At 71.0% G+C, this 24,945-nt stretch carries 21 protein-coding genes and 1 pseudogene; 12 read left to right on the top strand and 10 right to left on the bottom strand.

The annotated features are described in order from the left end of the window. Positions 1-85: 85 nt before the first annotated feature. The 6 genes from SVTN_RS34535 to SVTN_RS34510 all read right to left on the bottom strand — a co-directional run bounded on the left by SVTN_RS34535 (position 86) and on the right by SVTN_RS34510 (position 6,586). Positions 86-1,822 (bottom strand): urease subunit alpha, encoded by a 1,737-nt coding sequence (locus tag SVTN_RS34535; protein ID WP_052499463.1) that lies wholly within the window; start codon positions 1,820-1,822, stop codon positions 86-88. Beyond that, positions 1,819-2,514 carry an urease subunit gamma gene (gene ureA / locus SVTN_RS34530; protein ID WP_041132616.1) on the bottom strand — a complete coding sequence of 232 codons (696 nt, stop codon included), beginning with the start codon at positions 2,512-2,514 and terminating at the stop codon, positions 1,819-1,821. Before ureA ends, SVTN_RS34535 begins: the two co-directional genes overlap by 4 nt. A 210-nt stretch (positions 2,515-2,724) precedes the next feature. Beyond that, on the bottom strand, positions 2,725-3,495 hold the full coding sequence (locus SVTN_RS34525; protein ID WP_041132615.1) for a hypothetical protein: 771 nt from the start codon (positions 3,493-3,495) through the stop codon (positions 2,725-2,727). Beyond that, positions 3,467-4,747, bottom strand: coding sequence for a hypothetical protein (locus SVTN_RS34520; RefSeq protein WP_052499462.1), 1,281 nt, complete (start codon positions 4,745-4,747; stop codon positions 3,467-3,469). The genes SVTN_RS34525 and SVTN_RS34520 overlap by 29 nt, the downstream gene beginning before the upstream one ends. Next, entirely contained in the window at positions 4,744-5,325 is a 582-nt protein-coding gene (locus tag SVTN_RS34515; protein ID WP_041132614.1) for a TetR/AcrR family transcriptional regulator, read from the bottom strand. Before SVTN_RS34515 ends, SVTN_RS34520 begins: the two co-directional genes overlap by 4 nt. Positions 5,326-5,419: 94 nt before the next feature. Further along, the gene (locus tag SVTN_RS34510; RefSeq protein ID WP_041132613.1) at positions 5,420-6,586 is read right to left on the bottom strand and encodes an agmatine deiminase family protein; all 1,167 of its coding nucleotides are present in this window, start codon (positions 6,584-6,586) and stop codon (positions 5,420-5,422) included. Positions 6,587-6,729: 143 nt separating this feature from the next. Here SVTN_RS34510 and SVTN_RS34505 point away from each other — a divergent pair, with 143 nt between their 5' ends. Next, on the top strand, positions 6,730-7,338 hold the full coding sequence (locus tag SVTN_RS34505; RefSeq protein WP_041132612.1) for a TetR/AcrR family transcriptional regulator: 609 nt from the start codon (positions 6,730-6,732) through the stop codon (positions 7,336-7,338). Here SVTN_RS34505 and SVTN_RS34500 read toward each other — a convergent pair. Together SVTN_RS34500 and SVTN_RS34495 are read right to left on the bottom strand one after the other, a co-directional pair. Further along, positions 7,321-7,959 carry a GntR family transcriptional regulator gene (locus SVTN_RS34500; RefSeq protein ID WP_425429030.1) on the bottom strand — a complete coding sequence of 213 codons (639 nt, stop codon included), beginning with the start codon at positions 7,957-7,959 and terminating at the stop codon, positions 7,321-7,323. The two genes, SVTN_RS34505 and SVTN_RS34500, sit on opposite strands and share 18 nt — an antisense overlap. A gap of 218 nt (positions 7,960-8,177) precedes the next feature. Next, on the bottom strand, positions 8,178-9,650 hold the full coding sequence (locus SVTN_RS34495) for a chlorohydrolase family protein (protein ID WP_041132610.1): 1,473 nt from the start codon (positions 9,648-9,650) through the stop codon (positions 8,178-8,180). Positions 9,651-9,847: 197 nt separating this feature from the next. Between SVTN_RS34495 and SVTN_RS34490 the strand changes: the two genes are divergently transcribed. The 7 genes from SVTN_RS34490 to SVTN_RS34460 all read left to right on the top strand — a co-directional run bounded on the left by SVTN_RS34490 (position 9,848) and on the right by SVTN_RS34460 (position 17,655). Beyond that, positions 9,848-10,870: an ABC transporter permease gene (locus SVTN_RS34490; RefSeq protein ID WP_041134545.1), complete on the top strand. Its 1,023-nt coding sequence runs from the start codon at positions 9,848-9,850 to the stop codon at positions 10,868-10,870. A 55-nt stretch (positions 10,871-10,925) separates the two neighbouring features. Next, positions 10,926-12,656: an ABC transporter substrate-binding protein gene (locus tag SVTN_RS34485; RefSeq protein ID WP_041132609.1), complete on the top strand. Its 1,731-nt coding sequence runs from the start codon at positions 10,926-10,928 to the stop codon at positions 12,654-12,656. Beyond that, the gene (locus SVTN_RS34480) at positions 12,656-13,657 is read left to right on the top strand and encodes an ABC transporter permease (protein WP_041132608.1); all 1,002 of its coding nucleotides are present in this window, start codon (positions 12,656-12,658) and stop codon (positions 13,655-13,657) included. Before SVTN_RS34485 ends, SVTN_RS34480 begins: the two co-directional genes overlap by 1 nt. Beyond that, a complete protein-coding gene (locus tag SVTN_RS34475; protein ID WP_041132607.1) occupies positions 13,657-14,670 on the top strand; it encodes an ABC transporter ATP-binding protein in 1,014 nt (337 codons plus the stop codon). Before SVTN_RS34480 ends, SVTN_RS34475 begins: the two co-directional genes overlap by 1 nt. Further along, positions 14,667-15,683 carry an ABC transporter ATP-binding protein gene (locus SVTN_RS34470; RefSeq protein ID WP_041132606.1) on the top strand — a complete coding sequence of 339 codons (1,017 nt, stop codon included), beginning with the start codon at positions 14,667-14,669 and terminating at the stop codon, positions 15,681-15,683. The genes SVTN_RS34475 and SVTN_RS34470 overlap by 4 nt, the downstream gene beginning before the upstream one ends. A gap of 30 nt (positions 15,684-15,713) precedes the next feature. Next, entirely contained in the window at positions 15,714-16,949 is a 1,236-nt protein-coding gene (locus tag SVTN_RS34465; protein WP_041132605.1) for an amidohydrolase family protein, read from the top strand. 307 nt (positions 16,950-17,256) lie between these two features. Continuing rightward, entirely contained in the window at positions 17,257-17,655 is a 399-nt protein-coding gene (locus SVTN_RS34460) for a TOBE domain-containing protein (RefSeq protein WP_041132604.1), read from the top strand. A 43-nt stretch (positions 17,656-17,698) separates the two neighbouring features. On the opposite strand, the gene SVTN_RS34455 is transcribed toward SVTN_RS34460, so the two are convergent. Continuing rightward, positions 17,699-19,234: a PucR family transcriptional regulator gene (locus SVTN_RS34455; protein ID WP_041132603.1), complete on the bottom strand. Its 1,536-nt coding sequence runs from the start codon at positions 19,232-19,234 to the stop codon at positions 17,699-17,701. 240 nt (positions 19,235-19,474) lie between these two features. Between SVTN_RS34455 and SVTN_RS34450 the strand changes: the two genes are divergently transcribed. The 4 genes from SVTN_RS34450 to modA all read left to right on the top strand — a co-directional run bounded on the left by SVTN_RS34450 (position 19,475) and on the right by modA (position 24,365). Next, positions 19,475-20,317 carry an FAD binding domain-containing protein gene (locus SVTN_RS34450; protein WP_041132602.1) on the top strand — a complete coding sequence of 281 codons (843 nt, stop codon included), beginning with the start codon at positions 19,475-19,477 and terminating at the stop codon, positions 20,315-20,317. Next, positions 20,314-23,097, top strand: coding sequence for a molybdopterin-dependent oxidoreductase (locus tag SVTN_RS34445; protein WP_041132601.1), 2,784 nt, complete (start codon positions 20,314-20,316; stop codon positions 23,095-23,097). The genes SVTN_RS34450 and SVTN_RS34445 overlap by 4 nt, the downstream gene beginning before the upstream one ends. A 136-nt stretch (positions 23,098-23,233) precedes the next feature. Further along, complete coding sequence (locus SVTN_RS34440; protein ID WP_041132600.1) at positions 23,234-23,452, top strand: TOBE domain-containing protein; 219 nt, start codon at positions 23,234-23,236, stop codon at positions 23,450-23,452. Positions 23,453-23,546: 94 nt separating this feature from the next. Beyond that, positions 23,547-24,365: a molybdate ABC transporter substrate-binding protein gene (gene modA / locus SVTN_RS34435; RefSeq protein WP_041132599.1), complete on the top strand. Its 819-nt coding sequence runs from the start codon at positions 23,547-23,549 to the stop codon at positions 24,363-24,365. 196 nt (positions 24,366-24,561) lie between these two features. On the opposite strand, the pseudogene SVTN_RS34430 reads toward modA, so the two are convergent. Continuing rightward, positions 24,562-24,759: pseudogene (locus SVTN_RS34430) on the bottom strand (TOBE domain-containing protein); the annotation flags it as partial. Between the last annotated feature and the right edge of the window lie 186 nt (positions 24,760-24,945).

The following is a 24,945-nucleotide window of genomic DNA, read 5'->3' as shown; positions in this document are numbered from 1 at the left end:
GCATCCTCCACTCGACTGAAAATTCAGTCAAGAGAAGGGGCATGGTTTTGGAGGTTCAGTCGGTCGATCGAGGTCGGAGGAAGTGTCAGAGGAAGTACAGCCGGCTCAACGAGACCTGCTGCGCCGGCTCGGAGCGCATCGGATCGCCGTCGAGGGTCACGAGCCCGCTGCGCGGGTCGACGTCCACCTGTCCGAGGCGGGCGTTGCGCAGCAGGTCGGCGGGACCGATGCCGCGGGTGTTCCGTACGGCCACCCTGCGGCGGCGGGTCGGCATCGCGTCCGAGCCGAGCTCGACGGCGGCCTGGGCGACGAAGGCGACGGAGAGCTCGGCCGGAGCGGCGCCGTGGGCGCCGAACAGCGGCCCTAGGACGAGCGGTTCGCAGGTGTCGGTGGCGGCATTGGGATCGCCCGTGACGCCGTAGGCCGGGAAGCCGGATTTCAGGACCATCTGCGGTTTGGCACCGAAGAACGGCGGACGCCACAGCACGATGTCGGCCATCTTCCCGACCTCGATCGAGCCGATCTCGTGGGCGAGGCCGTGGGCGATCGCCGGGTTGATGGTGAGCTTCGCGATGTAGCGCAGCACGCGCGCGTTGTCGTCGTGCGCGCCGTCGCCCTCCAGGGGGCCCAGCTCGGCCTTCATCTTCCCGGCCATGGCGAAGGTCCGGCGTACGGTCTCCCCCGCGCGGCCCATCCCCTGCGCGTCGGAGGAGGTGATCCCGATCGCGCCGAGGTCGTGCAGGACGTCCTCCGCACCCATCGTCCCGGCCCGGATCCGGTCGCGCGCCATGGCGGCGTCGCCCGGGAGGTCGGTCTTCAGGTCGTGGACGGAGACGATCATCCCGTAGTGCTCGGCGATGGCGTCCCGCCCGAAGGGCAGGGTGGGGTTGGTGGAGGAGCCGATGACGTTCGGCACGCCCGCCATCTTCAGGACGTTGGGGACGTGTCCGCCGCCGCAGCCCTCGATGTGGAAGGCGTGGATCGTCCGGCCCTCCAGGACGCGGAGGGTGTCCTCGACCGACAGGCACTCGTTCAGGCCGTCCGAGTGGAGGGCGACCTGGACGTCGTGCTCCTCGGCGACCCGCAGGGCGGTGTCGAGGGCGCGGGTGTGGGCGCCCATGTCCTCGTGGACCTTGAAGCCCGAGGCACCGCCCTCGGCGAGCGCCTCGACCAGGGGCGCTTCGTCCGAGGCCGAACCCCGGGCCAGGAAGCCGATGTTGACCGGCCAGGCGTCGAAGGCGTCGAACCCGAGCTTCAGCGCCCAGGGCGAGTTGACGCCGACGCCCCAACTCGGCCCGATCTCCTGCCCGATGATCGTGGTGACGCCGCTCGCGAGCGAGGCCTCCATGATCCGGGGCGACAGCAGGTGGACGTGGGTGTCGACGGCGCCGGCGGTGGCGATGAGCCCCTCACCCGGAATCATGGTGGTGCCGGTGCCGACGACGACGTCGACGCCGTCGAGGGTGTCGGGGTTGCCGGCCCGCCCCATCGCGTGGATCCGGCCCTCGCGGATGCCGATGGACACCTTGCGGATGCCCTGCACGGCGTCGATCACCAGGACGTTGGTGATCACGACGTCACAGGTGTCCCGGACCGCCGCGGCCTTGAGGTGCATCCCGTCGCGCGCGGTCTTGCCGAACCCGGCGAGGAACTCGTCGCCGTACGCCTGCGAGTCCGACTCCACCCGTACGACGAGCCCGGAGTCGCCCAGCCGGACCCGGTCACCGGCGCGGGGGCCGTGCACGGTGGCGTACTCGTACGGGTCGATGTGCCGGCTGCTGCCGGGCGAACAGTGATCGCTGTGTCTGGTGGGCCTGCTCATCGCTCCGCCCCTTCCGTTCCGAGGTAGCCGCAGGCTGCGGCGCGCTTCAGGGCCTCGGCCTTCGCGCCGGGCGCGTCGAGCGGCCCGTCGACCAGGCCCGCGAAACCGATCGCGATCCGGTCTCCGCCCATGGGGACGAGTCCGACCTCGACGACGGCGCCGGGGTCGAAGCGGGTGGACGATCCGGCCGGGGCGGCGAGCCGCATGCCGTAGGCGGCGGCCCGGTCGAAGTCGAGGCGCGGGTTGGCCTCGAAGAAGTGGAAGTGCGAGGTCACGCTGACCGGGACCGCGGCCGTGTTGCGGACCGACAGGGTGATCGGCGGTTCCGGTTCCGGCAGGGTCTCCGTGTGGGGCAGGACCGCCCCGGGGGCGCCGTCGTCGTGCTCCACCTCGCCGAAGGGGGCGCTGATGACGGCCAGCCGGGTGCCGTCGTCGAACACCGCCTCGACCTGGATCTCCGTCACGACGTCGGTGACGCCGGGGAGCACGTCGTCCGGGCCGAGGACGGCGCGGCCGCGGTCGAGTGCCTCGGCCAGGTGGAGGCCGTCGCGTGCGGCCTCGCACACCGTGTCGGCGATCAGCGCGGTCGCCTCCGGTACGTTGAGCCGCAGTCCGCGCTCCAGGCGCGTCCGCGCGAGCTGGGCGGCGGTGAAGAGCAGCAGCCGGTCCCGTTCGGTGGGGGTCAGGGGCATGTCGCCCCCTGACTGTAGGGCTTGGTCGGACGCAAGGTGTCCCGGTCCTTTCCACGAAGTGTCAGAGGGGTGCAGGGCGTTCACTGTGACACTGACTGAAATGTCAGTCAAGGTTGCGGTCGGCATCGAACCAGGACGGAACCGTGGACGGCAAGGGTTCCTCGGCCAGAGGTTCCTCGGTCAGAGGTTCCTCGGTCAGAGGTTCCTCGGTCAGACGGGCGGCATCAGATCGCTCTCGCTGACGGTGTACGTCAGCGAGGGGTAGACGAAGTCCGTTTCGTTGTTCTCACGTCGTCGCAACTGGTAGAACTCGCGCCTCTGCTCCTCGTCGGCCGGCATGAGCCGCGCACCCTGCGGGAGGTACGCATGCCCGTCGCGGAACCGGACGAAGGTCTTCGACGTCCGGAAGGTGACGCCCAGCCATGGGTTGTCCGCCGCCTGCGCGGGTGCGTCCAGCACGATTTTGTGCCTGAGTCGCCGATTCGCATCGACGGAGAACGTGACGATGCCGTTGTGGGCGAGGGGGATCTCGAACTCCTCGCCACCGGGCTCCTTGGACGCGAAGACGAGCTTCCTCTGCGGACTCGCTTCGGGATGCCGGTAGCAGGAGAAGACGGCGATGAACGAATCGTCGGCCAGATCGAGGGCTTGGTCGGAATGTCCGCCCATGGTCCTGTAGGCGTTCGTGTAGCACTCGACGAGCGCGTTGTTGAAGCCGACCGGAAGCGCCGCACGTTCCTGGACCTGTTGCGCCAGCCGTTCGTGCACCGCCCGGAAACGCTGCGCCGGGCTGCCGTACCGGGTGGTGGTGCGTACGAGAGGCGCATCGCCCGCCTCGTCGACCTTGGCGAGGACGGCGCCCCTCCGGCCTTTTCCTACGTCTTCCAGGCGCACCGACGCGGACAGCTCGGCGAAGAGGTCCTCCCCGGTCGGAAGGGCGAACGAGAGGACCTCATCCGAGATCCTGGACTCGGGGGGCAAGGTAGTCTCCCGTGTTCATGCTGAAGAGGAATCCTTCGCCGTAATCGATGAAGGACGAGGTCCTGTTCTCCTCGGCGTACAGCCTGCGCAACTCGTCGATGCCGGCTTGTGTGGGCGGCTCCAGCTTCACCAGGCCTCCGGCCGCTTTGAGGAACGTGTGGCCGTTCTTGTGGACGGCTTCGGCGCTCGAACACCGCACCACGTATCCCAGGCGGGTCGGGAGCGACTCGGCGTCCAGCGCCGAGGGCCGGATCTCGTGCGTGTACAGACGGTTGGTGGACAGCGGCATGAAGAACACGGAGCCGGGATGGAGCGTCACGGTGAACTGCGCGGGGAGCGCGCCCCCGTCGTGTTCCGCGTGTTCCGCCATCGGCTCCTTGAGGCGGAAGTGGAGCCTGGTCAGCCCGCTGACACCCCTCACCCCGTAGTCGAAGGCGTCGTCGGCCAGGGGCTGCAGCTTGTCGAGCCCGTCGTAGAAGGTGCAGAAGGCCATGATGCCGTTGACGGGCATGTCCTTCGTCTTGTCGGCATGGGACGAGATCTTGGCCTTGGACTGCTTCCGCCCGGTCGTGGCACGGGTGTTGTGGTAGATCTGCGCGAGGACGTGATTGAGCGGTGCCGGGTTCCGGAAGACGGCGGAGGCCTCGCGGTTCAGCGCCTCGACGATGTGCGTGTCGGTCGGGCGGAAGCCCTCGGTCGGCCCCGAGAGGTTCGTGGAGCACCGGAGCAGGCGGAAATGCAGTTCGTCACCGTCTCGCACGACGGGCGTCAGATAGATTCCGCTGCGATGGGCCGTTCCGGGCTTGGTGGACTCCGTCAGGGACTGGAACGCGTGCTCCGTGCTGATCCGCCCGAAGTGATCGGTGTCGAGTGCGAAGAAGCGGCGGTAGTACACGCCGACGTCGTGCACGCGGAGGGGAACTCGCCCGAGGCCGACGGGGGTCCAGGGTTCGTCGACGCCCTCGCGGTAGCCGTGCGACAGCTCCCGGACTACGAACACCCGGGCGGCCGCGTGCAGTCGGCTGCTGTCGATCCCGGATGTGTCGCCGCACAGGTAGACGGTCTTCCGCGCGAGGTCGGGCGCACCGGAAGCAAGGTCCTCCGGCCCGATCACCGACCCGAAGAAGTCCTTGATCACGTCGTCGTCCTGCAACACCGGAGGCGCGACCAGGATGTTGCCCGCATCCTCGATGCGGGCTTCCGTCGCGGGCCGGTCGTGCCGCCCGGGCTCACCGCTCGGGTACCGCGTCACGGGCGGCCCAGCCGTTCCACCTCGGCGTCGATGGCGTCGCTCATCAGGGTCCGGGCGTGGGCGATCTGGAGCGTGCCGCTGAGCCAGCGCATGCTCAGGCCCTCCATGAGGGCGGTGAGCCGCTCGGCGGACGCCGCGAGGGCGACGGCCGGGGCCGTCGGACGGACCTGTCCGAGCAGGCCCGCGACCTCATGGATCCAGACCTGGGTGGCGCGCGCCAGGTCCTCGCGCAGGAGGTCGTCGAAGACGGCGCTCGCCCTCAACTCGCCCCAGGCGCTGCTGTTCTCCCTGACCTCGGTCGAGTCCTGGAGTTCGAGGAGGAGCGTCTGCTCCAGTTCCTCGCGCGGGCCGAGCGGTTCGGCGTCCGGATCGCGGTGGGTCGTGTAGCGATCGGCGCGGTCGCTGATGAACTCCAGCGTCTTGCTCAGGATCCCGGCACGGTCCTTGAAGTGGTAGTAGATCAGCGCGGTGGACACGCCGGCCTCGGCCGCGAGCTCCTCCACGCGCAGGCCGCGGACCCCGCGCCGGGCGATCACCCGGGCGGCGGCTTCCAGGATCTGAGTACTGCGAGACGCCATGGCCCGAACCTTACCGGGCGCTTCCCGTCGCCTCCCAGGTGACCGGTCGCCGCCGGGGCGGGCGGCGACCGGTGTGTCGTCCGGTGTCGTCCGGTCAGACGGCCGGAGGAACGACCGGCTGGGACTGGGTGGCGCAGTGGATGCCGCCGCCGCCGGTCGCGATGTTGTCGATGTCGAGCTGGACGATGTTCCGGCCGGGGTAGGCGGCCGCGAGGATGTCGTACGCCACGCCGTCGGCGTAGCCGTCGCCGAACTGCGGTACGAGGACGGCGCCGTTGGCGGTGTAGTAGTTGGTGTAGCTGGACAGGAAGGCGCTGCCCCTGTCCTTGCCGCGGATGCGGCTGCGGTCCGGGCCGGGGAGCTCGGTGACGGTCAGGCGGCGGCCCTGGGCGTCGGTCGCGCCGAGCAGGATCTGCTTGGTCTCGTTGTAGACGGCGACCCACTTGGGGTCGGTGCCGGGCCCCGGCTGGTCGAGGATGACCTGTCCGGGTGCGACGAAGCGGGCCAGGCAGTCGATGTGGCAGTCGGTGATGTCCTGGCCGGCGAGTCCCGGTACCCAGATCACCTTGTCGATGCCGAGCGCCGACTTCATCGCCTGCTCGACCTGGTCCTGGGTCATGCCCGGGTTGCGGTTGGCGTTGACGAGCGAGCTGACCGTGGCGAGCAGGGTGCCCTGGCCGTCGGTCTCCAGCGAGCCGCCCTCCCCGACGAACCCGGCCTGCACGCGCGGGACGCCGTACTGGCCGAGCAGGGTCGCGGCCGCGGCGGCGTCATTGGCGTAGGGCTGGTAGTAGCTGGTGCCGGTCTTGCCCCAGCCGTTGAAGTTGGTGTCCACGCCCGCGACGGCGCCGGGGGCGACCACGAAGGTGGGTCCGAAGTCCCGGATCCACAGGTCGTCGTTGGCTGTCTCGACGACCTCGATGCCGTAGTAGGCCCCGGCTCCGCACTGGTACCGGGCGTCGGCCGCCTGCCCGGGACGGGCGAGCACCGCGACGGGCTCGTAGCGGGAGATCGCGTCGGCCACGCGCGCGATGTCACGGCGGACGCCGGCGAGATACGGGCCCCAGACCGAGGACAGGGCGGGCCAGGCCATGAAGGTCCGTACGTGGCGGTCGTGCTCCGCGGGCATCCGCAGCGTGGCGCCGGAAGGGCCGGTGGCGGCGCGGGCGACGGTGGGCAGTGCCGACCCGAGGGCCGCGAGCGGCAGAGCTGCCGCTCCGATCTGGAGCAGCCGGCGTCGGGACGTCGTGGGCGTGTCCATGGGACTCCTGCCTGGGAGGAAGGGGCGGGTGTTGCACGCAGGATGTCGCAGACTGAAAATTCAGTCAATGATCGTGAGATGATGACTGAAGATTCAGTCACTGTGTGACACTGGTGGTTCAGACCACTCACGAGGGGGATCACGTGGCGACGGACCGCCGAAGGGCCATCCTGGAAGCCGCCGCGCGCGTCATCGCGCGGCGAGGGGTCCGCGGGCTGCGCATGGAGGAGCTCGCGACCGAGGCCGAGGTGTCGACCGCGCTCATCTACTACCACTTCAAGGACCGTGCCGGCGTCCTGCGCCACACCCTGGAGTTCATCAGCGAGCAGGCCGACCGGTACACGTCGGGGGGAGACGGCGCCGCCGGACCGTGCGACGCCAGGGAGGAGCTGGAGCGGTCCCTCCTCCTGGAGTTCCAGGACGTTCCCGAAGTCCGCGAGAACAGCACGGCGTGGGGCGAACTGCGCGCCAGCGCGATCTTCGAGCCCGAGCTGCGCGGAGATCTGGCCAGGGCCACGCTGGCCTGGATCCACGATGTCGCGGACCTCCTGAGCTGCGTCCGGCCCACGGCTCCCGCGCCGGTCCTCACGGCGTCCGCGGAGCGGCTCACCGGCCTCCTGGAGGGACTCAGCACGCGCTGGCTCAGCGGCGCGCTGCCGCTGGCCCATGCCCGCGAACTGGTGCGGGAGGCGGTCTCCGTCGAGATCGAGCGGCTGGGTACCGCCCCGCCCGCGTCACTCCGCGGGCAGTAAGCCGCTGAGGCTCCGCAGGGTGGGTTCGCGGCGGATGTCGATGTGGGCGTAGGCCAGGGCCTCGGCGAGCTGCGGTCGGCCGGAGTAGACGGCGTGGCAGAGCTGTTTGTGCTCCTCGCAGTAAACGCGGGGTCCTGCGTCGGCGGAGGTGATCCGGAAGAGCCAGTGCATCAGGCCGAGGGAGGGCTGGAGCGAGGCCTGCAGCAGCCGGTTGCCGGTCATGGTGACGATCTCGGCGTGGAAGGCGGTGTTCGCGGCGGCGATGTCGTCGGCGGAGTCGCGCCGGGTGGCTTCTTCCGCCTGGTCCATGATCCGTTGCAGGGCGGGGTGTTCGCCCCCGCGTGCGGCGATCTCGGCGGCACGGCGGGCGGCGAACACCTCCAGGCTGAGGCGCAGGTCGAAGAGCTCGTCGACGTCTCTGAGGGTGAGGCGGCGCACGCTGGCTCCGCGCCGGGGCGAGAGGACGACGAGGCCTTCGGCGGCGAGTCGTACGAGGGCCTCGCGGACGGGGATGCGGGAGACGCCGAGGGTCTCCGACAGCTCGCGCTCGCGCAGCCGGGCGCCCTGGGCGTAGGCGCCGGAGTGGATGCGCGCACGCAGGAGCGCTTCGGCACGGTCCACGTGCAGGACGGCGGCGGGCTCGGGCGGCACAGAGGTGGCAGCGGGCTCGGGCGGCACAGAGATGGCAGCGGGCTCGGGCGGCACAGAGATGGCAGCGGGCTCGGGCGACGCAGAGGTGGCGGCGAGCCCGGGCGGTGAGGGGGTGGCGCCAGGCCCGGGCGATGCAGAGGTGACAGCAGGCTCGGACCGTGAGGGGGTGCCGTCGTCGCGCTGAGCGGTCACGCTCCCGCCCGGAAGGGCGGGAAGGTCGGCGGGAACAGCGTGTCGGCGTCCCGGCGCAGGACGTCGCGTTCGCCGTACGCCGCCCGCATCTTCTCGAACAGGCCCTGCGCCCGCTCCTGCAGGGCGGGCAGGTCGACTCCGGGGATGCCGCGGTCGACGAGGACGGGACGGCCGGCGACGACGGAGTTCGTGGCCTGCCGTGCGGTGCCGCTGAGCAGGAACGTGCGGACGGGGTCGTCCTGCACGCCGTCGCGGATGTCGCCGAGCTCGAAGGCGACGAGATCCGCCTGGGCGCCGGCCCGGAGCCGGCCCAGGTCGGCGCGGCCCAGGGCGCGGGCCCCGCCGAGCGTGGCGGCCTCGACGTACTGCTCGACGGGTGCCGCGTCCAGCCGGCCGTCGACGACCTTGGCGAGGTGGACGCCGACGTCCATGCCGCGGATCAGATCGGGCGGGAAGGAGTCGGTGCCGAGGCAGAGGTTGATGCCGGCCCTCCGGTACGTGCCGAAGGAGTGCAGCACGTCCCCGTACCGCAGGGAGGTCTGCGGGCAGTGCACGACGGACACCCCGGCGCGGGCAAGGGCAGCCAGATCGCCGCGGTCCTCGCCGTGCACGTCGGGGTGCCGGTCCACGAGCACGGTGTGCGGCACGAGCAGCCGCGTGCCGAACAGGCCGGTGCTGCCGATCAGTTCCAGGGGCGTCATGCCGTGCCGGTCCATGACCAGGTCCCGTTCGACCGTGCCCTGCAGGGCGTGCAGCCGGACGAGGACGTCGCGACGGCGGGCCGTGGCCGCGGTCTCGCGCAGCAGCTCCTCGGTGAGGGTCTCGATGCGGCAGGGCAGCAGCACACCGGTCAGCAGCGGATCGGAGAGCTTGTCGAGGTGGTCGAGGAACCGGACGGCGTCCCGCAGTCCGGCGCGGCCCCGCTCCTCGTCGAAGGCCACGTCCCGACTGCCGTCGGGCAGTGCCACGTTGACGCCGGAGCGGTAGGCCGGGCCGAGGTAGCCGCGCAGCCCGAGGCGGCGCGAGGTCTCGGCCATCGCGACGAGTTCGTCGTAGGGCTCGGCCCAGGCGCTGTGCACCTCGGAGGCGATCGGCATGTACGTGGTGATGCCGTGCAGCGCGAGCTGCACCAGCGCGTACTCGCGGATCGTGTTCCGTTCCTCGGGGGTGAACACGTCGCGGCGACGGTGGGTGAAGTAGTCCTGCGACCACTGGAGCCCGCCGCCGTGCTCGGGACCGTGCCACGAGTCGAGCACGAGGTGGTCGACGTCGGTGAGCGCGTCGAGGTCGATCAGGCCCGGCATGACGAGGGAGTGGCCGAGGTCGCGGTCCTCGTCGACCGGGCCGTCGTAGCGCGGGCCGACGTACACGATGACGTCGTCCTCCCACACCACCTCGCCGTCCCGCAGCAGTGCATGACCGCCGTCCTGGTGGGCGAGTACGTGGCGGGCACGCCAGCGGGTGCGCATACGACCTCCTGAGGACCGTCGACGGGGCCGCCATCGTAGGCATTGGTATACAGAACTGGAAGTCACAACTTGCGAACAGAGCGCCTACAACTGGCCAATAGCCCTGGATGGCGCCGGACCCTGTTGACAACCCCTCCTTCTGGTATACCGTCCCGGCCATCCCCTCCCCCGAACGCCGAAGGACCGACGTGACGGATCTGCATGAGTCGCCGAGCCGTACGGAACACCCCGCGGCCCCGAAGGCCGGCCCCCCGCCCGCTCCCGAGGCCGCCGCCGCCCGCTCGCTGCTCGGCACGGCGTGGCTGCGGATCCGGCGCAGTCGGATCGCCGTCACCGCCCTGATCGTGGTGGCCCTGATCGTGCTGTTCGCGGTCCTGGCCCCCGTACTGGTGGCCGTCGAGGGACAGGATCCGTTCACATCCCGGACCGGACCCGACTACCTCGACGAGTTCTACACACCGGGCCTTCCGCTGGAGTACTACCGCTTCCCGTCCGGTGAGCACTGGCTGGGCCTCGAACCCGGGCTCGGCCGCGACATCTTCGCCCGCATGGCCTACGGCGCGAGGATCTCCCTGACCATCGCGCTGCTGTCCACGGTGGTGTCGGTGGTCCTGGGCACCGTGATCGGCGCCGCCGCCGGATACTTCGGCGGCAAGGTCGACATGGTGATCAGCCGGGTGATGGACCTGTTCCTGGCCTTCCCGCACCTGCTCCTGGTCCTGTCGCTGACCCCGATCATGCAGTCCCGGCTCGGCGGCACCGCCCTCGACTCGGGCAGTCTGCTGCCGATCGCCTCGCTGGTGATCATCCTCGGCTTCTTCGGCTGGGCGTACCTGGCCCGGGTCGTACGGGGCCAGGTGCTCTCCCTCAGGGAGCAGGAGTTCGTCGAGGCCGCCCGGGCGTACGGGGCGTCCCGGCGGAGCATCATCCTCCGGCAGATCATCCCGAACGTGATGGGCGTGGTGCTGGTCTACGCGACCATGATGATCCCCACCAACATCACCGCGGAGGCGGCCCTCTCGTTCCTCGGTGTCGGGGTCAAGGACCCGACGCCGTCCTGGGGCCAGATGCTCAACGCGGCCCAGGCCGGCAACTGGTACCTGTCCGACCCGTGGTTCCTCGCCGTCCCGGCCGGCGCGCTGGTGATCACCGTGCTCGCCTTCAACCTCCTCGGCGACGCGATCCGCGATGCCCTGGACCCCAGGTCCTCCCGCGGCTGAACCCCCGCTCATCCCCACGCGCCCTCCCTCCCCCCTCCGTCCACAAGGAGACGCAGTGAATCGACGCACCACGATCGCGCTCGCCCTGACCATGAGCGCCGGACTCGCCCTGAGCGCCTGCAGCGGCGCCAAGCCCGCCCCCGGCTCCGGCTCGGGGCCCGGTTCCGGCAAGGGGGCCGACACCTTCGAGCCGGTCCACGTCGGGAAGGGCTTCACCGGCAAGGGCGGCAACATCGACGTCCTGATGTCCTCGGACTTCCAGACCCTCGACCCCGGCAACAGCAACTACGTGCAGACCGCCAACGTGGGCCAGCTGTACTACCGCACCCTGACGATGGCCAAGGAGACCGCCGGCAAGCCCCCGACGATCGTGCCGGACCTGGCCACCGACCTGGGCAAGGCCTCGGCCGACGGCCTGACCTGGACGTACACCCTGAAGCCGGGGCTGAAGTTCGAGGACGGCACGCCGATCACCAGCAAGGAGATCAAGTACGGCGTCGAGCGCACCTACGCCCGCGACGTCTACACCCAGGCGCCGCAGGAGCTGAACTCCGCCCTGGCCGACGACGGTTACAAGGGCCCGTACAGCGACGGCGACTTCGAGGGGATCGACACCCCGGACGACCGCACCGTCGTCTTCCACCTCAAGCAGCCCTTCGCCGAGTTCCCCGCCCTGGTCTCGCGGTCGAACACGGCGCCGGTGCCGCGCGCCGGGGACACCAAGCTCGACTACACCAACCACCCGGTGTCGTCCGGCCCGTACAAGATCAAGTCGTACGACCGCGGCCGCTCGATGAAGCTCGTCCGCAACGACCAGTGGGACCCGGCGACCGACCCGAACCGGCCGGCCCTGCCGGACACGTTCACCTTCAGCCTCTCCACCGCCCAGGCCACCATCAGCCGGCAGCTGCTCGCCGACTCGGACCCGACGGCGATCACCCTGGACAGCGCCGGCGGCCTCCAGGCCTCCGACGCGGCCGAGCTCGACGCCCCCGAGGTCGCGAAGCGCACCGCGTCCGGCCTGCTCGGCTGCACGGACGTGCTGAACTTCAACACCGAGACCATCAAGGACCCGCAGGTGCGCAAGGCGATCGCGCTCGCCATCGACCGCCAGGCCGTCCAACTGCAGTACGGCGGCAACCGGTTCGGCCAGCTCGCCCAGTCGTACATCAACCCGTCCCAGCGCGGGTACGTCGAGCAGCACACCGACCTCGACCCGACGGGCCGCCCGAAGCTCGCCGAGGCCAGGAAGCTCCTCGCGGGCAAGCAGGTCCCCAAGACGCTGGTGTACGGGTACGCCGACGCCACCCCCAAGTACAAGAACGTCGGCACCACGCTGCAGCAGAACCTCAAGCAGCTCGGCATCGACCTGCAGCTGCGCCCGATCCCGTCCGCCAACTACTACACCGTCCTCGCCGGCGAGAACATGCCCGACATCGCCCGCAGCGGCTGGTGCGGCGGCGCGGACAGCGGCTCGGTCCGCACCACCGTCGACCCGAACATCGGGCCGAGCCTGGACGGCAGGACGTACGGCTTCTCCAACATCCCGCGCTACTTCGACCCGGAGATCTCCCGCGAGATGTACGAACTGCGCGGCGCCAACGGGTCCAGCGAGGAGCTGGGCAAGAAGTGGGCCACCCTGTTCGACAGGACCATGCAGGACTACCCGCTGGTCCCGCTGGTGCGCAGCTTCACCAACAGCGTGGTCGGCTCCAAGGTCCGCGGCGCGCAGGTGGGTTACTTCTTCGGCTCGATCGACCTGTCGACCGTCGGCGTCGCACGCTGATGACCGGTTTCCTCCTGCGGCGGTTCGCCGCGATGATCGCCCTGCTGGTCGTCATCAGTTTCGTGACGTTCAGCCTGTTCCAGCTCGGACCGGCGGACCCGGCCGCGGCGGCCTGCGGTCAGGAGTGCACCCCTGACCGCATCGCCGAGGCCCGGGTCGCCCTCGGGATGGACGAGCCCTTCCTCACCCAGTACGTCACCTACATGTCGGGGCTGCTCGACAGCCGCGCGGTCGGGGCGCCGGGCGCCGAGACCCTGTGCGACTGGCCGTGTCTCGGCAAGTCGTTCCAGACCAACGAGGACGTCACCGCCATCATCGCGCGGGCCCTGCCGTACACGCTGTCGGTGGCCGTCGGTGCGATCCTGCTGTGGACCGTCGCCGGCGTCGGCCTGGGTCTGCTCGCCGCGCTGCGCAAGGACCGCTTCACGGACAAGCTGATCGTCGGGGCCGCCTCGGTCGGCGTGTCCCTGCCGATCCCGGTGACCGGCCTGTTGCTGCTGCTGTGCTTCGTCAGCACCCTGGGCGTGCTGCCGTTCACCACGAACGAGATCGCCTCGCCGTTCGGCGGGGCGGGCCCCGGCGGCTGGATCCTGAACTACCTGCTGCCCTGGGTGGCCTTGGCGGTGCTGTTCAGCGCGCAGTACATCCGGGTCACCCGTGGCAACATGCTGGAGACCTTCGGCGAGGACTTCATGCGCACCGCCCGCGCCAAGGGCCTGTCCCGGCGGAACATCGTGCTCCGGCACGGGGCGCGGGCCGGCATCACCCCCGTGGTCACCATGCTCGGCCTGGACATCGGCCTCCTCCTCGGCGGGGCCGTGCTCACCGAGCAGATCTTCTCGGTGCCGGGCGTCGGCTTCACCGCGGTGCACGCCGCACAGGCCGGCGACCTGCCGGTCACCATGGCCATCACCATGATGGCCGCGTTCTTCATCATCGTCGCCAACGTGGTGGTCGACGCCGCGTACGCGGTGATCGACCCGCGAGTGAGGGTTGCCTGATGGCCGTGAACGAAGGCGCGCCCCTGCTGGACATCCGGGATCTGCGGGTGAGCTTCCCCACCGACGACGGCGTGGTGCACGCGGTCAACGGCATGGACCTCACCCTGCGCCGGGGCGAGACCGTCGGCATCGTCGGCGAGTCCGGCTCCGGGAAGACCGTCACGAGCCAGGCCCTGATGGGACTGCTCAAGGACACCTCGGCCACCGTCACCGGGCGGATCCTCCTGGACGGGCAGGACCTCGTTCCGCTGACGGAGGCGCAGATGCGTCCCTACCGCGGCAAGAGGATCGCCATGATCTTCCAGGATCCGCTGTCGGCGATGCATCCGTTCTACCCGGTCGGCGTGCAGATCGCCGAGGCGTACCGGGTGCACCACGACGTGTCGAAGAAGGCCGCGGCGGCGGTCGCCGTCGACATGCTCGGCCGGGTCGGGATCCCCGACCCCAAGCGGCGCTACGCGGCGTATCCGCACGAGTTCTCCGGCGGCATGCGGCAGCGCGCGATGATCGCCATGGCGCTGGTCTGCGAACCCGAGCTGCTGATCGCCGACGAGCCGACCACCGCGCTCGACGTCACCGTGCAGGCCCAGATCCTGGACCTCCTGAACGAGCTGCAGGCCGAGACCGGGACCTCGGTGATCCTGGTGACCCACGACCTCGGCGTGGTCGCCGAGGTGTGCCACCGGGTCGTGGTGATGTACGGCGGGGAGTGCGTGGAACAGGCGACGGTGGCCGACCTGTTCGGCGATCCCCGGCACCCGTACACCCAGGGTCTCCTTGCCTCGATGCCGTCGCTGGCGGGCACGTCCGGGCGGCTCACGCCGATCCCGGGCTTCCCGCCGTCGCTGCTCGCGCTGCCCGAGGGCTGTCTGTTCGCCGACCGCTGCCCGAAGGCGCACCTGGTGCCCGACGGGGCCTGTGCCGACCGGCGGCCCGTGCCGGCCGGCCCCGAGGGGCACCCGTCGCGGTGCCACCTGAACGCTCAGGAACCGGCCCAGGAGGTGGCCCGATGACACCGCTGCTGCAGGTCACCGACCTGACCAAGCACTTCCCGATCCGCTCCGGCGCCTTCCGGTCCGGCGGCTTCAGGTCCGGCGGCGGCGTGATCAAGGCCGTCGACGGCGTCGGCTTCTCGGTCGACGCGGGACAGACCCTCGGGCTCGTCGGGGAGTCCGGCTGCGGCAAGTCGACCACCGGCCGGCTGCTCATGCGGCTCCTGGAGCCCACGTCCGGGAGCATCCGGCTCGACGGCCGGGAGATCTCCGAACTCCGCGGGTCGGACCTCCAGGAGTACCGGCGCCGGGTGCAGATGGTCTTCCAGAACCCGTCGTCCTCGCTCAACCCCCGCCAGTCCGTCGGCAGTGCGATCGCCGCGCCCCTGTTGGCGCAGAAGATCACCCCGCCCGGCGGCGTCAAGGCCAGGGTGCGGGACCTGATGGACCGGGTCGGGCTGCGTCCCGATCACTACAACCGCTTCCCGCACGAGTTCTCCGGCGGCCAGAAGCAGCGCGTGGGCATCGCCCGGGCGCTCGCCCTGGACCCGCAGCTGATCATCTGCGACGAACCGGTGTCCGCGCTCGACGTCTCCGTGCAGGCGCAGGTGATCAACCTCCTGGAGGACATCCAGCGGGACACCGGGGTGGCGTACGTCTTCATCGCCCACGACCTGTCCGTGGTCAAGCACTTCGCCGACCGGGTCGCGGTGATGTACCTGGGCAGGATCATGGAGCACGGTGACACCGAGGAGGTCTTCCGCTCCCCGCGGCACCCCTACACCCGGGCGCTGCTGTCCGCCGTCCCGCAGGCGGACCCGGCGGCGGACCGCGGCGGGCGGATCCGGCTGGTCGGCGATCTGCCCAGCCCCGCCGACCCTCCGCGCGGCTGCGTCTTCCGGTCCCGGTGCCCGGTGCATCCGCGCCTCGACGCGGAGCAGCGGGAGCTGTGCTCCGGCGAGGTGCCGCGCCGTGACATCGCCTGCCACCACACCGAGGCCGTCGCCGCGGCGCTGACCGCGGCGACCCGTTGAGCCTCCTCGCGCTACCGAAAGGTGATTTCCTTGTTGATCCGTGACGTACGCCCCTGGGGCGGAGAGCGCAGCGACGTCGAGCTGTCCGGCGCCCGCATCGCCGCGATCCGCCCGCACGCCCCGGCGGCACAGTCGGCCGCGCAGTCGGCCGCGCAGCGGGCCGGCCAGGTGGTGGAGGGCCGGGGCCGGCTGCTGCTGCCGTCGTTCAGCGACGTGCACGTGCACCTGGACTCGACCAGGATCGGCCTGCCGTTCCGGCCGCACACCGGCGGCCCGGGGGTGTGGACGATGATGCTCAACGACCGGGAGAACTGGCGCTCCGCCGAGGTGCCGCTCCAGGAGCGGGTGGCCGGGACGCTCGAGCGGATGATCGCCCGCGGCACCACGCGCGTGCGCTCGTACGCCCAGGTGGACGTGGACTGCAAGCTCGAGAAGTTCGACGCCGTGATGGCCGCGAAGGAGAAGTTCGCCGGGCAGGCCGAGGTCCAGGTCATGGCGTTCCCGCAGGCCGGCATCCTCCGCGAGAAGGGCACCGCCGACCATCTGGAGGCCTCGTTGAAGGCGGGGGCCGAGGTGATCGGCGGGATCGACCCGTGCACGCTCGACCGGGACCCCAAGGGGCACCTGGACGTCGTGTTCGGGCTTGCCGAGAAGTACCAGGTCGAGGTGGACATCCATCTGCACGAGCCCGGGCACCTGGGCGTGTTCTCCACCGACCTGGTCCTGGAGCGCACCCGGGCCCTGGGCATGCAGGGCAAGGTCACGATGTCCCACGCGTACGAACTCGGCTCGATCTCCGAGTCCGTGAGCCGCCGCATCATCGACGACTTCGCCGAACTCGACATCGCGATGGCCACGGTGGCACCGCCGGACCGCGGCCGGCTGTCCCTCGTGGCACTGACGGAGGCGGGCGTACGGGTCGGCCTCGGCGAGGACGGCCAGCGCGACTACTGGAGCCCGTACGGCAACTGCGACATGCTCGACCGCACCTGGCAGCTGGCCTTCACCAACAACTTCCGCCGTGACGAACTGATCGAGATGTCGCTGGCCGTCGCGACCATGGGCGGCGCCTCGATCATGAGCCACGACGTCCCCGGTCTCACCGGCCTCGCCGACCGGCCCGGCCTGGCCGTCGGCGACCGGGCCGACCTGCTGCTCGTCGACGGCGAGACCCCGACCAGTGCCGTGATGGACCGTGGCACCGACCGCACGGTCCTGCACGACGGAGTCGTCGTCGCCGACGGAATGGAGCTGGTGCGACGCTGACCCCGAGCCGGGCGGGTGGTCAGGCCTTGAGGACGGCGCCGCGCGCATGGTGACCGCCGAGGAATTGGCCGAGTATTTCGGCGACCCCTCTCCCACGCGCGCGAGAATCGAGGAGGTCCACCGGACGTCCGCCTCCGGCCTTCCCCCCCATGTTCCGGGGTTCGGGATGCTGTGCCCCCGTTTTCGACGACCACAAGGAAGTCTCCGGCCTGGTCTTCTGGGGAATGTCGGGCGACTGATCCGCTTCCGTCCCGGGGCCCGGGGATGAAACTCGTCGCCGCCCTGATGCGTGACCTAGAGTGCGGCTGTGCCGTCATACAGCATTGGGCAGGCAGCGCGGCTGCTCGGAGTGAGTTCGGAGACCGTCCGCCGGTGGGCGGACGGCGGCAAGCTCGCCATGGAGCGGGACGGGGCCGGCAAGCGGGTGATCGAGGGGACGGCCCTGGCCCGTTTCGCGCGGGAGCGGGGCGCCGGGCTCCACGCGGTTCCGGAGGACGACGTGTCGACCTCCGTCCGGAACTCCTTCGTGGGGATCGTCACGGGGGTGAAGGTCGACGACGTGGCCGCGCAGGTGGAGGTCCAGTCCGGCCCGCACCGGCTGGTCTCGCTGGTGACGCGGGAGGCCGTGGAGGAGCTGGGGCTCGACGTCGGGGTCACGGTCACCGCCCGGGTGAAGTCGACGAGCGTGCACATCGACCTGCCCTGACCGTTTCCGGCGCGCGGACCGCCAAAGGACCGTCACAGGCCCGTCAGAGGCAGAGCAGTGCCGCGCGCATGTCCACCTTGTGTTCGAGCCGTGACAGGTCCCGGCCGGTGAGGGCCTCGATGCGTTCGACGCGGTAGTGGACCGTGTTGACGTGCACGTGGAGGGCCTCGGCGGTCCTCGCCCACGAGCAGTCGTGCGCCAGGAAGACCTCCAGGGTCTCCAGGAGCATCGTGCTCGACCCCCGGCCGGCGCCGAGGAGCGGTCCCAGGACGGTCTCGCGGTACACGTTCCGTACGTCGACGGGGATGCCGGCCATCAGCCTGCCGAGACCGTCGAGGTCACCGAGCCCGGCGACGCGCGGCGCCGACGGCGCCGCGGTGCGGGCCGCGGCCAGGGCGTAACGGGCCTGCGTCAGCGCGGTGTTCAACCCCTCGGGTGCTGCGGCGGGCTCACTCACACCGGCGTGCAGGGTGGTGTCGGGGCCGCAGGCGTGGATCAACGGCCATACGTCGCCCAGCCGTTCCCGTACGCCCGGCGCCGTCTCCCTGCCGTGCGCGACGACCGCGACGGTCTCACCGCCGGGGCCGTCGGCGACCGCGAAGGCGACGGACGGCAGGTGACGCAGTGCCTCCGTGAGCGCGGCGACGCCGGCGGCACCGCCTTCCCCGTGCGGCTCCGCCGCCGTGACGACCACGGTGTACGCGTCTCCGTCGGCAAGGCCGCACGAGGCCAACGCGCCCCGCACGCGGTGGGCGTCGAAGCGCGGGGCACCCACCGCGTCCACGAGCTCCGTGAACGCCGCACCGCTCGCCGCCCGGTTCCGGTCCTGCCGGCGCCGGTGACGGCCGAGGAGTTCAGCTATCTCCTGGAGGACCCGCGGGGGCACCTGGCCCGCCTCGGGCAGGTGGAGGTGCCAGGTGTCGTAGACCGTGCCGTCGGTCTCGACGCGTACCGTCGTGCCGTGGTCGCCGCGCACGATTTCCGCGGCCCGCCGCGCCGGCAGCTCCGTCCGGGCGGCACCGGTCCGGGCGACCGTGCGGCCGCTGCCGGTCAGCAAGTGGCAGGCGGGCGCGCCGAGATGGGCGAACGCCCGGCCGAGCAGCTCACCCGTCGTCGCGCCGTTCTCCAGCGCGCGGTCGAGGTCGAGGCGGACGTTCTCCGGCAACGCGAAGTGGTCCGTGGGCCGTCGGCTGAGCTCGCTCCACTGCCGGAGGTAGACCGCTTCGGTGATCGTGCGGAAGGTCGTGTGCGCCGGCACGGCGATCAGGGGGACGCGGTGCGCGCGGCACGCCTCGGCCAGCTCCCGCGGCACCTCCCCGTGGGTCTCCTCCCCCGCGAGCAACGCCACCGCGCCCGCCTCGCGCAGAGCGGAGACGAAGCGCTCGGTCTTGTCCGGATCGCCGTCCCGGCTCCACCACACGAGTCCGCTGAGGACGATCTCCCCCGGCTGCAGGAACCGTGCCGGATCCTCCAGATCGGTCGCCGTCACGCCGCCGATCTCCTGGCCGAGCAAGGCCTCGTCGCCCCAGACGAGGGAGAGGTCCAGACGGTCGAGACGGAGGAGATGGTCGACGTGCATCAGAGGCTCCCAGTGAGGTCGCGGGACAGGCCCGCACTCACATTCACGAGGCGAATACGAGATGAGACATCGTAGATGCCAGATTCTGGACGCAAAACAGCTCTTGGTTGATTCTCCAGGGCACGGCTCTGCGAGGTGGACGTTTTCCGGCTTCCCGTCCAGTCGTGCCGCCGCTCTCCCCCGGCTTCACTGGCCTGAAGGCACCGGTCGGAGTGCACCGGTCGGAAGGCATGGGGAGAGATGGACCTGAACACGATCGCGGACGTGAGGGACGCGCGCCGGCACGAACCGTGGCGGCCGGGCGATGCCTGGCTCGGCGGCGGCACGTACCTCTTCTCCGAACCGCAGCCGCATCTGCGCCGGCTGGTCGACCTGAGCCGGATGGGCTGGGAACCGCTCACCCGGCACGAGGACGGCTCGCTGGAGATCGCGGCGACGTGCACCGTCGCCCAACTGTCCCGCTTCGGGCGGCGGTTCCTGGACGCTCCCGCGGCACCGCTGTTCGAGCAGTGCTGCCGGGCCTTCCTCGCCTCGTTCAAGATCTGGAACATGGCGACGGTCGGCGGGAACCTGTGCAACGGCCTGCCCGCCGGGCCGTTGATCTCGCTCGCCGCCGCGCTCGACGGCACGTGTCTGCTCCGGGCGCAGGACGGCTCGCTGCGCGAGGTGAAGGTCGTCGACTTCATCACCGGCGCGGGCGTCAAGGACCTCGCGGAAGGCGAGCTGCTGCGCTCGGTGACCCTGCCGGGCCGGGCGTTGGAGTGCCGTACGGCGTTCCGGCAGGCCTCGTTGTACGGCCTCGGCCGTTCCGGCGCGCTGGTCGTCGGGACGCTCGACCCGGTGGACGGCTCGCTGGCGGTGACGGTCAGCGCCGCGACCGTACGGCCGTTCCGGTTCTGGTTCCCGCTGCCGCCGGACGCGGACCGGTTGCGTACCGCGATCGACACCGCGGTCGCGCCCGCCGAGTGGTTCGACGACATCCACGGACTGCCCGAATGGCGACGACACATGGGGCTGCGTCTCGCCGAAGAGGTCCGCCGCGAACTCGCCACGTCCCACGGCCCCGAGGAAGGTTCCCGATGAGCTTCGAACTCCACGTCAACGGCCTTCCGTTCGACACCGAGCCGCGCGGCGGCCAGTGCCTGCGCACCTATCTCCGCGAGCGCGGCTGGTTCGGAGTGAAGAAGGGCTGCGACGCCGGGGACTGCGGCGCCTGCACCGTCCACGTCGACGGCGAGCCCGTGCACAGCTGCCTGTATCCGGCCGTACGGGCGGAGGGCCGCTCCGTCACCACCGTGGAGGGACTGGCCTCCCGGGACGGCGAACTCCACCCCGTACAACAGAGGTTCCTCGACGCACAGGGGTACCAGTGCGGTTTCTGCACCGCCGGATTCCTGATGACGACGGCGGCGCTGGAGGCGGAGCGGGGCTCCGCGCACGACGACGGCAAGCTCGACGACCTGCCCCGCGCCTTCAAGGGCAACATCTGCCGGTGCACGGGCTACCGGGCGATCGAGGACGCGGTGCGGGGCGTGCGGCACACCGAACGGCCCTGCGCGGGACAGGCCGTGGGGCGGAACGTCGGCGCGCCGGCCGGTCCGCAGGTCGTCACCGGCACCGCCCGCTACACCTTCGACGTCGAGGTCCCCGGCCTGCTCCACATGAAGCTGCTGCGCTCCCCCCACCCGCACGCCCGGATCGCCGCGATCGACACCGCGGCCGCCCTGCGCGTCCCCGGAGTGGTCGCCGTCCTCACGCACGAGGACGCACCGGCGACGCTGTACTCCTCCGCCCGCCACGAGCACCCCACCGAGGACCCCGACGACACCCGGGTCCTGGACGACGTCGTCCGGTACGTCGGCCAGCGGGTCGCGGCGGTCGTCGCCGACAGCGAGCGGGCCGCCGAGGAGGGCTGCCGCCGCATCGAGGTGACGTACGAGGAACTCCCGTACGTCACCGACCCGGAGGAGGCGATGCGTCCCGGCGCCCCCGTCGTCCACGCCGGCAAGGGACCGGAGGTGCGCATCGCCCGGGTCGAGAACAACGTCGCGGGCGAGGTCCACGGAGAGATCGGCTCGGTCGAGGCCGGCTTCGCCGAGGCGGACGTCGTGTACGAGGAGACCTTCCGCACGCAGCGCGTCCAGCACGCCAGTCTGGAGACCCACGGCTGCGTCGCGTACTTCGAGCCGAAGGAGGACGGCGGCGGGGAGCGGCTCACCGTCCGCTCCTCCACGCAGACCCCGTTCCTCACGCGGCGGGCGCTCTGCGCCCTCTACGGTCTGCCGGAGGACGAGGTGCGGGTGGTCGCGGGCCGGGTCGGCGGTGGTTTCGGCGGCAAGCAGGAGATGCTCACCGAGGACGTCGTCACCCTGGCCGCCCTCAGGCTGCGCCGGCCGGTGAAGCTGGAGTACACCCGGGCCGAGCAGTTCTACGGGGCGACCACCCGTCACCCGTTCACCATCGGCATCAAGGTCGGGGCGCGCGAGGACGGAACGTTGACGGCCGTCCAGATGCGGGTCGTGTCCAACACGGGCGCGTACGGCAATCACGGTCCTGCGGTGATGTTCCACAGCGTCGGCGAGTCCTTCGCCGTCTACCGCGCCCCGCACAAGAAGGTCGACGCCTACTCCGTCTACACCAACGTCGTTCCGGCGGGCGCCTTCCGGGGCTACGGCCTCGGCCAGGTCACCTTCGCCGTCGAGTCCGTGATGGACGAACTGGCCCGGCGCCTCGGCATGGACCCCCTCGTCTTCCGCGAGAAGAACGTCATCGGGCCGGGTGAAGCGATGCACAGTCCGATCGGCGAGGAGGAGGACCTGCACATCGCCTCCTACGGACTCGACCAGTGCCTCTCCGTCGTGCGGAAGGCCATCGCCGAGGACCGCAGTACGGAGGAGGCTCCCGAGGGCTGGCTGGTCGGGCAGGGCACCGGCATGGCGATGATCGCCACGGGCCCGCCCGGCGGCCACTACGCCGACGCCCGCGTCTCGCTCCTGGAGGACGGCACGTACGACATCGCCGTCGGCACCGCCGAGTTCGGCAACGGCACCACCACCGTCCACCAGCAGATCACCGCCGGCGCCCTCCACACCACCGAGGACCGCCTCACCGTCCGCCAGTCCGACACCGACGTCGTGCGGCACGACACCGGGGCCTTCGGCTCCGCCGGCACCGTCGTCGCCGGCAAGGCCGTCCTGCTCGCCGCGACCTCCCTGGCGGAACGGCTGCGCACCCTGGCCGCCCGGCACACAGGGGTGGCCCGGCACCTGTGCGTACTCGGCGCCGAGTCCGTGGACTGCGCCGGACGGACGGTCACCCTCAAGGAGCTGTACGAGGCGGGGCACGCCCTCGGCGCCACGGACGAACTCGCGGCCGACGGCCACTGGGGCGGCTCACCGCGCTCGGTCGCCTTCAACGCCCAGTGGTTCCGCCTCGCCGTCGACCCCGCGACCGGGGAGATCCGCATCCTCCGCAGCGTCCACGCCGCCGACGCCGGCAAGGTCATGAACCCCATGCAGTGCCGCGGCCAGGTCGAGGGCGGCGTCGCCCAGGCCCTCGGTGCCACGCTCTTCGAGACCGTACGGGTCGACGACCGCGGCGAGGTCACCACCGCCGCCTTCCGCCGCTACCGGCTCCCCCAGTACGCGGACGTCCCGCGCACCGAGGTCCACTTCACGGAGACGTCCGACGCGATCGGCCCGCTCGGCGCCAAGTCGATGAGCGAGAGCCCCTTCAACCCCGTCGCCCCCGCGTTCGCCAACGCCCTGCGCGACGCCACGGGCATCCGCTTCACCGAGCTGCCGGTGACCCGCGACCGCGTCTGGCTCGCCCTCGACCGGAAGGCACGGAGCGCGGACCGGTAGACCGGGAGGACGACGAGGACCTCGACACCGCCGGCACCCAGCCCGTCGTCCCTTCCTCCAAGCCACCTCGCATTCGCCATGGAGACTCGAACGACTTTGTTGCAGATGAGCGAGATTACGCCCTACGGTGTCGCATATGCAGTCCTACACCACCGGGCAGGCCGCACATCTGCCGGGCGCGAGCCCCGACACCGCGCGGCGCCGGGCCGAAGCGGGCCGGGTCGCCCTCCGGGCCGGAGCGCACCGCCCGGCCTCCCGCCTCACCCGTGAGGCCGCGGAGGAACGGGGACTGGAAGTCGGCATGCAGGCCACCGCCCGCGTGAAGTCGACCAGCGTGCACATCGACCGCACCTGATTCCCCTCACGCAGTACCGCAGGACCCTCGGCCGTCGGCGCGGCCGGCCTCCCACCGCACTTTCCGTTCGTCCCCCCAAGGAGTTCAGACCCCCATGTCCCTCACCCGCACGCCCACCAGACGCCGTACGGCCGCCGCCGTCCTCACCGCCGCCCTGCTCGTCCCGCTCGCGGCCTGCTCGTCGAACGACGACACCAAGAAGGACACCGCCGGCTCCACCGCCTCCGGCTCGGCGGGCGCCGCGCCGAAGGCGGACCTCACCGTCCTCGCCGCGGCCTCCCTCACCGACGTGTTCAAGACGGCCGGCGCCGCCTACGAGAAGTCCCACCCGGGCACGAAGCTCACCTTCTCCTTCGCCGGCTCGCAGGAGCTCGTCGCCCAGGTCTCGCAGGGCTCGCCCGCCGACGTCCTGGTCACCGCCGACACCAAGAGCATGGACAAGGTGAAGGCCGACACCGGCACCCCGACGGTCATCGCGAAGAACCGGCTCGTCATCGCCACCGGCAAGGGCAACCCCTTCAAGGTCGACGAGCTCAAGGACCTCGCGGACACCAAGCTCAAGGTCGTCCTCGCCGCGCCCGAGGTGCCGGCCGGCAAGTACAGCAAGAAGATCCTCGACGCCCAGAAGATCACCGTGAAGCCGGTCTCCCAGGAGCCCAACGTCCGCGCGGTGCTCAGCAAGGTCGAGCTGGGCGAGGCCGACGCCGGACTCGTCTACAAGACCGACGCCGAGAGCGCCGGGGACAAGGTCGACGCCGTCGAGATCCCCGACGCGCAGAACGCCGTCGCCCAGTACCCGGCGGCCCCCCTGAAGGACTCGAAGAACGCCGAGGCCGCCGCCGCGTTCGTCACCTGGCTGTCCTCGCCGGAGGGCCAGAAGATCCTCCGGGACGCCGGCTTCCAGAAGCCGTAACGGATCCGGGGTCGCACGGAGCGCGAGGGACTGCCCGTATCGGGGGAACGGGCAGCCCCTCCGCCCCCTGATCACCGTGGGCGGCCCGGATGCCCGGCCGCGACGCCCGGCGACACCGTCCGTCCGTGGGCCCGTGAGCCCTCGAGGGCCGCGCTCCGTACGGAGCGCGGCCCTCGCGCACCACAGGGGCTCCCGGTCAGGCGGCGGAGAGGGAGATCTCGGTCGACTTGATCAGGGCGACGGCAGAGGTCCCGGCAGCCAGGCCGAGGTCCTCGACGGCGTCCTTGGTGATCGCGGCGGTCAGTTCCCCGCCCGCGACGGAGACCTTCACCGAACCCATGGCGCCACCGGTCGAGACCTCGGTGACGGAGCCGGCCAGCTGGTTGCGGATGGACCGGCACTCCGTCACCACGAACCGCACCAGCCAGACAAAAGTCGACTACTACCTCGCAGATGTGGACCACGAGGGCTTGTTCTCCTCTTGGATGATCCACTGCACCGAAGCCGCTCCCGACCGGTTTTTTCTGTGCCCCGATCCAATCGCCCCGGTGGTTCGTCCACTGCTTGACTGACTCCCACC

This window comes from Streptomyces vietnamensis, from assembly GCF_000830005.1.
Lineage (GTDB): Bacteria > Actinomycetota > Actinomycetes > Streptomycetales > Streptomycetaceae > Streptomyces > Streptomyces vietnamensis.
This window is presented reverse-complemented; position numbering and strand designations above follow the sequence as displayed.